At 48.1% G+C, this 12,448-nt stretch carries 13 protein-coding genes; 11 read left to right on the top strand and 2 right to left on the bottom strand.

Annotated features, from left to right (window positions below):
* Nucleotides 1-852 (top strand): 4-hydroxybenzoate octaprenyltransferase, encoded by an 852-nt coding sequence (gene ubiA, locus IL_RS01335; protein ID WP_011233526.1) that lies wholly within the window; start codon nucleotides 1-3, stop codon nucleotides 850-852.
* Here the strand turns inward: ubiA and plsB are convergent.
* Nucleotides 840-3,362, bottom strand: coding sequence for a glycerol-3-phosphate 1-O-acyltransferase PlsB (gene plsB, locus IL_RS01330; RefSeq protein WP_011233525.1), 2,523 nt, complete (start codon nucleotides 3,360-3,362; stop codon nucleotides 840-842). The genes ubiA and plsB overlap by 13 nt on opposite strands.
* A 131-nt stretch (nucleotides 3,363-3,493) precedes the next feature.
* Between plsB and lexA the strand changes: the two genes are divergently transcribed.
* The 6 genes from lexA (at nucleotide 3,494) to IL_RS01300 (ending at nucleotide 9,033) form a co-directional block, all read left to right on the top strand.
* On the top strand, nucleotides 3,494-4,111 hold the full coding sequence (gene lexA / locus IL_RS01325) for a transcriptional repressor LexA (RefSeq protein WP_011233524.1): 618 nt from the start codon (nucleotides 3,494-3,496) through the stop codon (nucleotides 4,109-4,111).
* A complete protein-coding gene (locus tag IL_RS01320; protein WP_011233523.1) occupies nucleotides 4,108-4,545 on the top strand; it encodes a hypothetical protein in 438 nt (145 codons plus the stop codon). The genes lexA and IL_RS01320 overlap by 4 nt, the downstream gene beginning before the upstream one ends.
* Nucleotides 4,546-4,850: 305 nt before the next feature.
* The gene (coxB, locus tag IL_RS01315) at nucleotides 4,851-5,972 is read left to right on the top strand and encodes a cytochrome c oxidase subunit II (RefSeq protein ID WP_011233522.1); all 1,122 of its coding nucleotides are present in this window, start codon (nucleotides 4,851-4,853) and stop codon (nucleotides 5,970-5,972) included.
* Nucleotides 5,973-5,982: 10 nt separating this feature from the next.
* The gene (ctaD, locus tag IL_RS01310) at nucleotides 5,983-7,569 is read left to right on the top strand and encodes a cytochrome c oxidase subunit I (protein ID WP_011233521.1); all 1,587 of its coding nucleotides are present in this window, start codon (nucleotides 5,983-5,985) and stop codon (nucleotides 7,567-7,569) included.
* 6 nt (nucleotides 7,570-7,575) lie between these two features.
* Entirely contained in the window at nucleotides 7,576-8,145 is a 570-nt protein-coding gene (locus tag IL_RS01305) for a cytochrome c oxidase assembly protein (protein WP_011233520.1), read from the top strand.
* A gap of 12 nt (nucleotides 8,146-8,157) precedes the next feature.
* Nucleotides 8,158-9,033, top strand: coding sequence for a cytochrome c oxidase subunit 3 (locus tag IL_RS01300; RefSeq protein ID WP_011233519.1), 876 nt, complete (start codon nucleotides 8,158-8,160; stop codon nucleotides 9,031-9,033).
* A 13-nt stretch (nucleotides 9,034-9,046) separates the two neighbouring features.
* On the opposite strand, the gene IL_RS01295 is transcribed toward IL_RS01300, so the two are convergent.
* Nucleotides 9,047-9,262 carry a DUF2909 domain-containing protein gene (locus tag IL_RS01295; protein ID WP_016341259.1) on the bottom strand — a complete coding sequence of 72 codons (216 nt, stop codon included), beginning with the start codon at nucleotides 9,260-9,262 and terminating at the stop codon, nucleotides 9,047-9,049.
* Between IL_RS01295 and IL_RS01290 the strand changes: the two genes are divergently transcribed.
* From IL_RS01290 to cyoE, 4 genes are read left to right on the top strand one after another with little or no spacing between them, the layout of a single operon-like run.
* Complete coding sequence (locus IL_RS01290) at nucleotides 9,240-9,995, top strand: SURF1 family protein (RefSeq protein WP_011233518.1); 756 nt, start codon at nucleotides 9,240-9,242, stop codon at nucleotides 9,993-9,995. The two genes, IL_RS01295 and IL_RS01290, sit on opposite strands and share 23 nt — an antisense overlap.
* Nucleotides 9,992-10,537, top strand: a complete 546-nt coding sequence (locus IL_RS01285) for a hypothetical protein (RefSeq protein WP_011233517.1) — start codon at nucleotides 9,992-9,994, stop codon at nucleotides 10,535-10,537. The genes IL_RS01290 and IL_RS01285 overlap by 4 nt, the downstream gene beginning before the upstream one ends.
* Before the next feature lie 9 nt (nucleotides 10,538-10,546).
* Nucleotides 10,547-11,536, top strand: coding sequence for a COX15/CtaA family protein (locus IL_RS01280; protein WP_011233516.1), 990 nt, complete (start codon nucleotides 10,547-10,549; stop codon nucleotides 11,534-11,536).
* A 13-nt stretch (nucleotides 11,537-11,549) separates the two neighbouring features.
* Entirely contained in the window at nucleotides 11,550-12,446 is an 897-nt protein-coding gene (gene cyoE, locus IL_RS01275) for a heme o synthase (protein WP_011233515.1), read from the top strand.
* Nucleotides 12,447-12,448 lie beyond the last annotated feature (2 nt).

Below are 12,448 nucleotides of genomic sequence, written 5' to 3'. Positions count from 1 at the left end.
ATGCAAAAGTTAGTCGCTTTTTGGCAGTTAATGCGTGCGGACAGACCCATTGGTACCTATCTACTTGCCTGGCCAACTATATGGGCACTCATGATAGCCGGAGCCGGCGAGCCGCCCCTGCGTATAGTTGTCATATTTTTGCTCGGTACTTTTGTCATGCGCTCTGCCGGTTGTGTTATTAACGACTTTGCCGACCGCAATTATGACGGTCACGTACGCCGCACCCGTCAGCGTCCTATCCCGGCGGGAAGAATATCGGCAACTGAAGCAATGATAGGCTTCATCGCGCTGTTAGCCATTGCCTTCGGGTTGGTTATGCAGCTGAACACTGAAACGGTCATGCTCAGCTTTTTCGCTGCCGGCGTAGCGGCACTTTACCCGTTTTGTAAACGCTGGACGCATTTGCCACAAATAGTGCTGGGCATCGCCTTTAGTTTCGGCATTCCCATGGCCTTTACCGCACTAGAGTCTGACCAATGGTTTATTGCTGGCTTACTATTTCTTGCCAATATTCTCTGGACGGTCGCCTACGATACCGAATACGCCATGGCGGACCGCGAAGACGACTTAAAGATAGGCCTGCAGAGCACGGCAATTTTGTTTGGCCGCTTCGACCGTCTGGCTATTGGCCTGTTGCAACTCGCGACTCTGGCCTTATTGGGCTGGATATTGCACTTAATTACCGTTGAACTTTGGGTGTGGCTGGCATTAGCGGCTATTTTTCTGTTGTTTGCTTACCAGCACTGGTTAATACGGCACAGAGAGCCCGGAAAGTGCTTCCAGGCTTTTCTGCATAACCATTATATTGGCATGGTATTCGCTATTGGCTTAGCCGTGCATTACTGGTTCTGATTACTCTCAGTCGGCTTTTGCTCTTCTTTGGGTGCTTCTTTTTGTTCATGTTCTGCCTGCTCTTTTAGCTGCTGAACAAACTGCTCAACCGACTGACGAATGGTTTGTAGCACAGGGCCGTCAATGAGCTCATCGACCTGATCGCTGAGCTCGCCCACCGGCTCGGCAGCAATTTGCTGGCCGTCGTCATTAATTTCTACCAGACCTTGCTGTTTTAAACTGGCAATCAGCGTCGACATAACTTTCTTATCGTAAAATTCCGGGGCGTCAATACCGTGAATTGAACTTAAGCGTTCGGCCAGGGTAATAGATTGCTTTTCGAGATCTGCCCGCATAATAGGCTGCGCCTGTTGCAGCAACTCAAGTACAATACAATAACGCTGCAAGGTTTCGCTGGCACTGTTGGCCAATAACCTCAGCCGATACCACTGCGCACTTTCCCGTTGCGCTATGGTGCAAACACCGTCTTCCAGAGTAATTAGCTTTTGTCGCGCCAACTCTTCAGCAAGAGCTTCCGTCCAGAGCGGTAAGTCTTCAACATTATGACTCAAATAGAGCTCGGCTTTTAACGACGGATAAATTGCCTGCGTCCGCGCCCCAATTTCGGCCACGCTGACTTTCTTCTTAGCCATGATAATTGACGCAACAATACCGGGAACGACCATCAAATGAAGAATGTTATTCCGGTAATACGTCATTGCTATGGCTGTCATGCGCTCCAGCGACACGACTTCACCCATGGTGTCGCTATCAACCGTAAATTTGTCGGTGCGCAGTGCCTGTTGCCAAAGCTCTTCCGGTGTCTCCTCCGGCACGCTCATCATATTGCTGTATGGCACTTCGCGCAGCACGCCCAGATAAACCTCCAGTTGAGCCAACAACTCTTCTTTCATCAGCGCGTGGTGCTCTGAACTCAGTAGCGCCAATGCGGTAAGGTTAACGCTGTTTGCCGCCGCTGAATCGTTAATGCCCTGCATAACTTGCTCGGCTAAACCACCTACCACCGGGTTCAACCAGCCCGGGCGTTCCGGTTCCTGTGCCCCTCGCGTGACCGACTCATGCCAGTTAGGCGCCACTTTGTCCAAATGGTGTTTTAAATTAATAGGCTGACCGAAAGTCACAAAGCCCTGGCCAAAATTGCGCAGCTTGGCCACGGTTTTCAGAATTTGAAAAACCGACTCTTTTTCTTTGTCCTTACCTTTAAGCTCTTTCAGGTAAGTAGCCACTTCCATAATATGCTCGTAACCAAGGTACACTGGCACCAGCGATACTGGGCGTTGCTGGTCCCGCAACATGCCCTGCACGGTCATTGCCAGCATGCCGGTTTTAGGCGGTAATAAGCGGCCGGTTCTGGAGCGGCCGCCTTCACTGAAGTATTCCACCGGGTAACCCTTCTGGAACAACCAGCACAAATATTCGCGAAAAACCGCTGAATACAGTTTGTTACCCCGGAAGCTGCGGCGAATAAAGAACGCGCCGCCACGGCGGAAAATGCCACCAACAGGGAAAAAGTTAAGGTTCACGCCAGCCGCGATATGCGGCGGCACAAGGCCTTCTTTATAAATAACATAGCTGAGCAGCAAGTAGTCCATATGGCTGCGATGACAAGGCACATAGATAACTTCGTGTCCTTGTTGCGCCAGTCGTCGAATCGTATCCCCGCCTTTTACATGAATGCCGTTGTAAATCCGGTTCCACATCCAGGTCATAAAACGATCTAACACCCGGATAAGTGTTGAATTATAGTTGGCGGCTATTTCATCGATATAAGATAAAGCGCGCTTGCGGGCGGCTTCTTCACTAATCTTCTTACCTCTGGCTTCATCCGATACCGCTTTTTTTAGCGCCGGGGTATTAATGAGTGCTGACATCAGCTCTTTGCGCTGACTTAGTTTAGGGCCGGCAACAGCATGGCGCATACGGACGAAGTGAACTCGCGCTACCCGCGCCAATTTGTGCGCAATACGCATATCGGTGCCGTGGTCACGCGCCATAGTGCCCAGGCTCACCGAACGAGAGAAACGCAGTAACACTTGTCGACCAGAAAAAATTACCAGCCAGAATTTACGCCAATGGCCCGGATTATCTAAGTCACCGGTCATAGTATTACCGGCATGCGCTTCTTCTCCGGCCTGGCGGCCCCAGAATACGCCCGCAGGTATCAGTTGAACATCCAGCTCCGGCTGGTCTTTGTGCAGGGTTAATAACTGGTGAAATTCGGACACCGTTTGATCCGAGACCTCATTCGCCAATTCTTCCAGATACATGATTCGGTTATAGGTTTTACCATTAACCACAAGAGGGTCGACAGGGTCTGGCAAGCCACGCTTGTGCGCCGCCCGCTGTAAAATTGATAGATCCGCTTTAGAGGTTGAACGCATTACATAAACAATTGGCTTGCCAACAGTTGCTGAATGCTCTTCTTCAGTGCCATCCCAAATTTCCTGAAAGCGCGTTAACCAGCGTAACGGGTATTTAAAAATTGGGAAAAAGCGGCTTATTCCTTTCATATAGAGACCTCTGTTTTAAACAGAAATACAGGATACCAACTTCGTGTAAAAATGTCGTTCAAGAAATTACTTGCGAAATCAATTTACCTGTATATACTCACAGTATCACTGTACAAATAAACAGGTACATTATGCGCCCGTTAACACCAAGACAATCTGAAATTCTTGAGCTTATTAAGGATAATCTGCACGCAACCGGTATGCCGCCGACCCGTGCCGAAATTGCCCATAAGCTGGGTTTCCGCTCTGCCAACTCTGCGGAGGAGCACCTGAAAGCGCTGGCCCGTAAAGGCGTTATCGAAATACTCCCCGGCATGTCGCGCGGTATTCGCCTTGTCGGCGATGACTACGATATCGCCGATGGCCTGCCGTTAATCGGCCAGGTTGCAGCAGGTGAACCTTTATTGGCTGAACAACACGTTGAAGGCCATTACAAAATTGACGAATCACTGTTTCATCCAGCCGCCAGTTTCTTACTTAAAGTAAACGGTATGAGCATGAGAGACATTGGCATTTTAGACGGTGACTTACTGGCTGTACATAAAACCGAACAAGCACGTAACGGACAAATAGTCGTTGCACGAGTTGAAGACGAAGTCACTGTAAAGCGTTTTGAACAGCGCGGAAAAACTATTTTGCTTCATCCTGAAAATGAAGATTTCTCTACCATTACTGTCAACCTTGCCGAGCAAGTTTTTGCCATTGAAGGGCTTGCGGTGGGTGTGATCAGAAACGGAGCGACCTTATGAAAACTCAATATCAGCAAAAACTACATCACCCGGGTTTGTGGACTGCCGAAGCGCCGGTGTCGCCTTTCCCTGTAGACGCGAAACGCAGTCAGGATTCATTTGACGTCGATAGCCTGTCTCCGGTTGTACAGCGGGCTTTGCAACAAAAACCGAGCCAGTGGATAACAGTTATTGGTGGCGATAAAAACGTCATTCAGCAACTTATTGCCTGTGGCGTAGCTGAATCTCAAATCCGCTGGTTACGCAGTCATTCTGTCGAACGTTGTGAATGGGCGCTGGAACAGGCTTTACTAGCAGGTACCAGTAGTATGGTTATCGGTTATCTCGATTCGGTTTCCAGCCGTACCTGGCAGCGTGCAAAAATGGCCAGTAAATTAAGTGAAACACAATATTTCCTGTTTGATAAAAACACACTGACATCCCACCTGCACTAACCCCACCTTTGTTAGTGTGTTTTCTTCCCCAAGGCTGCTTTCGCAGCCTTTTTTTAACAGATCCGCTTATTTTTTGTTCGTTCGCGTGATTTGATCTGGATCTTTGGTTGTAAATTCGTTAATAAATGCAGTACCCGATTATAAAAATAATATAATAACGATAACTACAACAAAGAGTCAGTAGAGAAAGCGATTTCTGGGGAGAAGCTGTACCTTTTTCTGCTTACCTCTTTGTTCTTCTAATTCAGGCTAGCAAAACTTGCTTTGCTGTCTCATTGAAGAATAAGAGGAGAAGCCACGTGAAAATGAAGCCTTTGTGGGCACTATTGGCGCTAACGAGTCTACCGGCTGTTGCTCAGTCGCGTCTCAATATGACCCAAGGTGTCACTGAAGTGAGTAACCAAGTTTACGATCTCCATATGATTATCTTTTACATCTGCTGTGTCATTGGTGCGATTGTATTTGGTCTCATGTTCATTTCGATAATCCGCCATCGGAAGTCGAAAAACCCTAAACCTGCAAATTTCCACGAAAACGTCAAAGTAGAAATTGCCTGGACTATAGTGCCTCTACTTATTCTCGCAGGCATGGCTGTGCCGGCAACAACCACACTCATTGCCATGGAAGACACGGCAGATGCAGACGTGACGGTTCAGATAACTGGGTCGCAGTGGAAATGGCATTACAAATACTTTGAAAACGATGTTGAATACTTTAGTCGTTTAGCCACTCAGCAGGAGCAAATTAATAATCAGTTTGAAAAAGGCGAGAACTACTTGCTGGAGGTGGACCGTCCCCTGGTTATTCCGACTGACAGGAAGGTACGTTTTTTGGTTACATCGGACGATGTTATTCACAGCTGGTGGGTTCCTGACTTTGCCGTAAAAAAAGACGCTAACCCGGGCTTTATTAACGAAACCTGGACCAGGGTCGATGAACCGGGTATTTATCGGGGTCAGTGCGCAGAGCTTTGCGGTAAAGATCATGGTTTTATGCCCGTCGTTGTTATAGCTAAAGAACCAGCTGAATACGAAAAGTGGATTACTGAGAAAGAGGAAGAGCAACGCAAGGCACGGGAACGTGAACAAGAATTGCTTGCCATGGAAATGTCAGAAGACGAACTCATGGATCTCGGTGAAAAAATTTACAACAGTACCTGCTCTGCTTGTCACCAGGCTAACGGTCAAGGCGTTGACGGCACCTTCCCTGCACTTGCGGGTTCCGGTATCGCAGTGGATCCTGAAGCCAAAGATAAACACATCGACACCGTCGTTAACGGCGTTACCGGCACGGCTATGCAAGCCTTTGGAAGTCAGCTTTCCATGCGCGAATTAGCCGCGGTTATCACCTATGAGCGTAATGCCTGGGGTAACGATACCGGAGACCTGATTCAGGCCGCCGATATTAACGAAGTCATGAATCAATAAGGAGACGGTGATGAGCACTGTAGTGGAAGAAACACATCACGATACACACCACGATCATAAGCCGTCTGGTATTGGTCGCTGGCTATTTACAACTAACCATAAAGATATTGGTTCAATGTACCTATGGCTAAGTTTCACCATGTTTTTGGTGGGCGGTGCTATGGCGATGGTCATCCGCGCCGAGCTGTTCCAACCTGGGCTGCAGCTTGTTGAGCCACAATTCTTTAATCAAATGACCACAGTACATGGTCTGGTTATGATTTTCGGCGCAGTTATGCCTGCTTTTACGGGTTTGGCTAACTGGATGATCCCCATGATGATTGGCGCACCAGATATGGCGCTGCCCCGGATGAATAACTGGAGTTTCTGGATTTTACCTTTTGCTTTCATGATTTTATTGGGTTCTTTGTTTATGGAAGGTGGAGGCCCGGCATTTGGCTGGACAGCTTACGCACCGCTTTCAACAACTTACAGCTCGGATTCAACGGCATTGTTCGTATTTTCAGTACACATTATGGGTATTTCATCCATTATGAGCGCTATTAACGTCATCGTTACTATTATGAACATGCGCGCACCGGGCATGAATTACATGAAAATGCCATTGTTCGTCTGGACCTGGTTTATTACGGCTTTTCTGCTTATTGCCGTAATGCCAGTACTGGCGGGTGCCGTTACCATGTTGCTTACCGACAAATACTTCGGTACGAGTTTCTTTGACGCCGCTGGCGGTGGTGACCCAGTGATGTACCAGCATATATTCTGGTTCTTTGGGCATCCGGAAGTTTACATCATGATTTTACCGTCCTTCGGTATCATTTCAGCAATTATCCCGGCCTTTGCCCGCAAACGATTGTTCGGCTACTCCTCCATGGTATATGCCACGGCGGCCATTGCCTTACTGTCCTTCCTGGTCTGGGCTCACCATATGTTCACCACCGGTATGCCAGTGTTTGCTGAGCTGTTCTTTATGTACTGCACCATGCTCATTGCGGTTCCCACCGGGGTGAAGATCTTTAACTGGGTAGCCACTATGTGGCGCGGCTCCATGACCTTTGAAACACCCATGCTGTTTGCGCTGGCGTTTGTGATCCTGTTTACCATAGGTGGTTTCTCCGGCTTAATGCTGGCTATAACTCCCGCTGACTTCCAGTATCACGACACGTACTTCGTCGTCGCCCACTTCCACTATGTTTTGGTCACAGGTGCCATTTTCTCTATTATGGCAGCGGCTTATTACTGGCTACCTAAGTGGACCGGGCATATGTACGACAGTACGCTGGCGAAAACTCACTTCTGGACATCGCTTATTTCCGTAAACGTGCTGTTCTTCCCTATGCACTTTGCAGGACTTGCCGGTATGCCAAGACGTATTCCGGATTACGCCACGCAGTTTGCTGATATTAACCAGATAGCAAGTATCGGTGGTTTTGCCTTTGGGCTATCACAGCTTATTTTCCTTTGGGTGGCTATTAAGTGCGTTAAAGGCGGCGAAAAAGCAGCGGCTAAACCCTGGGAAGGCGCGGAAGGACTGGAGTGGACAGTTCCGTCACCAGCGCCTTATCACACCTTTGAAAAACCGCCCAAAGTGGAGTGATAAATCATGTCTGAACAGCGTCCCGACAACAGCATTCTGGTTAAGCGACTGTTACTGACAGTCGCTGGAATGTTCGCATTCGGCTTCGCCCTGGTACCACTTTACGACGTATTTTGTGAAGTGACCGGCTTTAACGGTCGTACCAGTAACGAAGCAGCGGTTTATCAACAGGTTGAAGTGGATGAATCACGCACGGTCACGGTGCAATTCCTGACACGCAATGCCAAAGGTATTCCGTGGAAGTTTGAGCCATCGATCAAGCAAGTCAAGATTCATCCCGGTGAAGTTAAAGTAGTTAATTTTTTAGCAGGAAACCCGACTTCCTCAAACATGATCGCTCAGGCTATTCCATCTGTAGCGCCTGCGGAAGCCTCTCTTTACCTGAACAAAGTAGAATGCTTTTGCTTTAACCAGCAACCGCTGGCCGCTGGCGCTGAAACAGAAATGCCAATGCAGTTTTATCTGGACCCGGACATTCCCGATCATATTACGACCTTTACCCTGTCATACACGCTGTACGATATGACAGCCAATACGTCGGCTGAAGCAATTGCTCAGCTGTTAAAAACAGAATAAGGAAACGACGTTATGGCAGAACAACAAAGTTATTATGTTCCTGCTTCCAGTCCCTGGCCAATTGTTGGTGCAGTTGGGCTAGGCTTAATTGCCTGGGGCGCTGGACACACTGTTATTGATATGAGCAAAGAGCAGGATGGTTATGGCAGTACTGTATTGACCATTGGCTTAGTCGTTATAGCCGTCATGCTCTTTGGTTGGTTTCGTGACCAAATCAACGAATCCATGAGCGGTAAATACAGTAACCAACTCGGCGACTCCTACAAACAAGGTATGAGCTGGTTTATTTTCTCCGAAGTCATGTTCTTTGCTGCTTTTTTTGGTGCCCTTTTCTACGCTCGCGTTATTGCCGTTCAGTGGCTGGGAGGAGACAGTAACAATGCTATGACCAATGAGGTTCTGTGGCCAGAGTTTGTTGCGCAATGGCCGTTGGTAAAAACACCAGGCGGCACTGAAACCCAGGCTATGGGTTGGTATGGTCTGCCGGCTATCAACACGCTTATTTTGTTGGCCAGTTCAGTGACCTGTCACTTTGCTCACACAGGCCTGGAACAAAATAAACGTAAACAGCTAACCGCAATGCTGGGCGTTACCATTATTCTGGGTTGCATTTTCCTCTATCTGCAAGGCGCTGAGTATGTGCATGCCTACCAAGATTTAAATCTAACGCTTGATTCCGGTGTTTATGGCAACACCTTTTATATGCTCACCGGGTTCCACGGTATGCACGTAACCTTAGGAACCGTGATGCTTATCATCATGTTCCTGAGGGTTTTGAAGGGGCATTTTACACCAGATAACCACTTCGCTTTTCAGGCGACCAGCTGGTACTGGCACTTTGTTGATGTCGTTTGGTTATGCCTGTTCGTCGTGGTTTACATACTCTAAAAAAACGCCCCGTCTAATAGGGGCGCGGGTTTAAAGGTAAAAAGCCACTAACCGTCGCCGCTATCAGTATCACAAGGATAACGGCGGCCACTCCCACCCGTTTCCCCAGATAATGGGACATGGGTGGTTTATTCGGGTCGTTGCGCAGCATACTGAATAATGCGCGGAACAGATTCACCACCATATAACCAAGCAGCAGTACAATAATGATTTTAAAAAAGACCAACATACGTTTTCCTCTTATCGCTACGTTAGTTACTCTGCTGGCAATTGCGGTGTTGGTCAAGCTAGGTTTTTGGCAACTAGAGCGCGCAGAAGAAAAACGTAAGCTATTTTCCGATTACGAACAGCAACAATCGAAAGGGGATGCAACGGCACTGTCTCAGCTAGGAACAATATCTTCTGAGTCTGATCGCTTTCTTTTTGCCAAAATGGAAGGCGAATTTGTTAAACAACCGGTCTTTTTTCTCGATAATAAAATGACCGATGGCATTGTCGGCTATCAGGTTATTGCCTTGTTTCGCCCTGACGCCAAACCCAATAATTACATTCCTGTTAATATGGGCTGGGTACCTGCTCCTGCATCCCGGCAAGAACTGCCCAAAATAAATGTTCCCGAGAGTAGACAGAATCTTACGGGCTACCTGTACTTTCCCTCGAACAACAAATTTGTCAGTAATACTTATGAAACCGAGTTAGCTGATGACCGAATACGAGTACAAGAGTTTCAGCCTAACGCCATTAGTAAAGAACTCGACATTCCATTAACCGACTACACCTTTTTATTGAAATCACCAGACACCCTGGGTTGGCAACGTAACTGGAAACCCCAGGTAATGTCGCCGCAAAAACATCAGGGTTACGCTGTTCAGTGGTTTTCGCTGGCCATTGCGTGCTTGGTGATTTTTGTATTTGCTGTTATAAAACTGAATAAACAACCAAAAAAAGAGGAGACCCGATGAGCTCCCTGAATCGCTCTCGCCGTTCCATGATTATTGTTTTCCTTGCTTTTATAGTCCCCGTTTTGGCCGCGTGGCTTTTTTTGTCTCAAAACTGGTATGAGGCGGGAACCAATAAAGGCATTTTATTGCAACCCACCATTACCTTAGAACAACAAGCCGAACAGCTACCAGAAGGTTGGCAAGTGGGATATATCGCCCCGCAGAACTGTGCAATCACCTGCGAAAATGCTTTATACGTTATGAACCAAATCGATGTCGCTATTGGCAAAGACACCGATAGGCTAACCCCTGTAGTGTTGCACCAAAGCGAAAGCCTTCAGGCTGGCTTTAATCATAGTGCCCCGCATATTACCCAGCTGGTAACGCCTGAACTGATCGAACAACTTTCAGCTCTGCCCGAAAACACCTTGTTTATTATCGACCCGATGCATAACGTCATGCTGTATTACCCCACCCATGAGGACAAAGAGCAAATGATAACGGAAGGTAAAAACGTGCTGGCGGATCTTCGTAAACTGCTTAAATTGTCCAGAATTGGGTAGGGAAATGACATGCGTTTACTGGTAAAAATTAGTGTTTTTTTTGCTTTTATCGTTATTGTTCTTGGCGCCTTTACCCGGCTCACTGAAGCAGGCCTGGGTTGTCCTGACTGGCCCGGCTGCTACGGTTTTTTGAAGGTACCATCGCAGGAGGAGCACATTCAGCAGGCGGAACTTAGGTTCCCGGATGCACCTGTGGAGCACGCCAAAGCTTGGAACGAAATGGTGCACCGCTACTTTGCTGGCACCCTGGGATTATTAATATTGACCATTGCCATTATTTCCTGGGTTAAAAGCCGTCGCTACAGTCATTACCCGACTCCGGTTAAATTGCCCACTTTGCTTCTCGGGCTAGTAATATTTCAGGCGGCTCTGGGTATGTGGACAGTTACCATGAACCTCCAACCGCTCATAGTCATGGGGCATTTGCTGGGCGGCTTTTCGGTTATATCGCTGCTATATCTGCTCTCGCTGCGGCTGTCATCATTTCGGCTGGCCGGTGGTGACCCGGAACTCAGGCGCTATCGAGGGCTGGCATTTTTTACGCTACTGGTGGTTATTGGTCAAATAGCCTTAGGTGGTTGGGTTGCTGCAAACTATGCCGCCGTAGCCTGCACTGAGCTACCTTTTTGCGAAGGTAACTGGACGGCGCAGCTGGACTTTGCCGGAGCCTTCAGCATACCCGAGGCTGACACCTATCAATACGGTGCTCATGACTACAACGACCGTATGACTATGCACGTAATGCACAGAGTGGGCGCTATTATTACTTTTTTAGTGATTTGTACTCTACTCTTTAAATGCTGGCGAAAAGCGAAGTCACACTTTTTCCGGCGCTCATTAATTGTTATTGGCTTGTTATTATCTTTGCAAATTCTGCTGGGTATTAGTAACGTAGTCTTTCAATTACCGCTTTGGAATGCAGTGGCACATAATGCCGTAGGGGCTTTATTTTTGCTGTCGCTGGTCGCGTTGAACTACAACTTGTCCAGAAAAGCGTAGAGGAGTTGAAACTATGCAATCCGTTGCCACAAATAATATAACAAAGACGCGCAACGCTCATTGGCGGGACTACCTTGAACTGACCAAGCCCCGTGTCGTCGCCTTGCTGTTACTCACCGCCGTGGTTGGCATGTGTCTGGCCACTGAAGAACTGGTGTCGCTGAAAGTACTAGTGCCGGCGCTGACTGGTATTGGACTCATGTCTGCCGCTGCGGCCGCCATTAATCACCTAGTTGACCGCCATATTGACGCAAAAATGGCGCGCACACTTCGGCGTCCGCTGCCTCAGGGAAATTTGTCACCTGCAAAAGTCACCACGTTCGCTGCATCTATAGGTGTCATTGGTTTTGTGACCCTGTATGCCTGGGTTAATCCATTAACTGCCTGGTTAACCTTTGCCAGTATGGTGGGTTACGCTGTGGTTTATACCATGTTCTTAAAACGCGCAACGCCGCAGAACATTGTTATTGGTGGTTTAGCCGGTGCGGCACCACCGTTACTGGGCTGGACCTCGGTGACCAACGAAATTAACGCGCCGGCGGTGCTGCTGGTTATGATCATATTCACCTGGACCCCGCCCCACTTCTGGGCTCTGGCGGTACACCGCGCTAAAGATTATGCCCGTGCCAAGGTGCCAATGCTGCCGGTAACCCATGGTATTGAGTTCACCAAAACCTGTATTTTTCTGTACACCGTTTTGCTGACCGTGGTTTGCCTTATGCCGTTTTTAATTGGCATGACAGGAATGATTTATCTGGTCGGCGTCAGTGTGCTTAATGCTATTTTCCTGGCTTACGCCTGGAAGTTGAAATACTCGCCCAGCAAGAAAACAGCCTTTAACATGTTTGCCTTCTCTATCTGGCACCTCATGCTGCTGTTTGTGATTTTACTGGTCGATCATTACGTATAACT

The organism is Idiomarina loihiensis L2TR, from assembly GCF_000008465.1.
GTDB classification, from domain to species: Bacteria; Pseudomonadota; Gammaproteobacteria; order Enterobacterales; family Alteromonadaceae; genus Idiomarina; species Idiomarina loihiensis.
This window is presented reverse-complemented; position numbering and strand designations above follow the sequence as displayed.

Excerpts from the sequence above, each read along its gene's own strand:
- IL_RS01320 (WP_011233523.1), top strand. The coding sequence starts at position 4,108 with ATGAAAACTCAATATCAGCAAAAACTACATCACCCGGGTTTGTGGACT.
- IL_RS01305 (WP_011233520.1), top strand. The coding sequence starts at position 7,576 with ATGTCTGAACAGCGTCCCGACAACAGCATTCTGGTTAAGCGACTGTTA.
- IL_RS01285 (WP_011233517.1), top strand. The coding sequence starts at position 9,992 with ATGAGCTCCCTGAATCGCTCTCGCCGTTCCATGATTATTGTTTTCCTT.
- cyoE (WP_011233515.1), top strand. The coding sequence starts at position 11,550 with ATGCAATCCGTTGCCACAAATAATATAACAAAGACGCGCAACGCTCAT.
- coxB (WP_011233522.1), top strand. The coding sequence starts at position 4,851 with ATGAAGCCTTTGTGGGCACTATTGGCGCTAACGAGTCTACCGGCTGTT.
- IL_RS01295 (WP_016341259.1), bottom strand. The coding sequence starts at position 9,262 with ATGTTGGTCTTTTTTAAAATCATTATTGTACTGCTGCTTGGTTATATG.
- IL_RS01300 (WP_011233519.1), top strand. The coding sequence starts at position 8,158 with ATGGCAGAACAACAAAGTTATTATGTTCCTGCTTCCAGTCCCTGGCCA.
- IL_RS01290 (WP_011233518.1), top strand. The coding sequence starts at position 9,240 with ATGATTTTAAAAAAGACCAACATACGTTTTCCTCTTATCGCTACGTTA.
- IL_RS01280 (WP_011233516.1), top strand. The coding sequence starts at position 10,547 with ATGCGTTTACTGGTAAAAATTAGTGTTTTTTTTGCTTTTATCGTTATT.
- ctaD (WP_011233521.1), top strand. The coding sequence starts at position 5,983 with ATGAGCACTGTAGTGGAAGAAACACATCACGATACACACCACGATCAT.
- ubiA (WP_011233526.1), top strand. The coding sequence starts at position 1 with ATGCAAAAGTTAGTCGCTTTTTGGCAGTTAATGCGTGCGGACAGACCC.
- lexA (WP_011233524.1), top strand. The coding sequence starts at position 3,494 with ATGCGCCCGTTAACACCAAGACAATCTGAAATTCTTGAGCTTATTAAG.
- plsB (WP_011233525.1), bottom strand. The coding sequence starts at position 3,362 with ATGAAAGGAATAAGCCGCTTTTTCCCAATTTTTAAATACCCGTTACGC.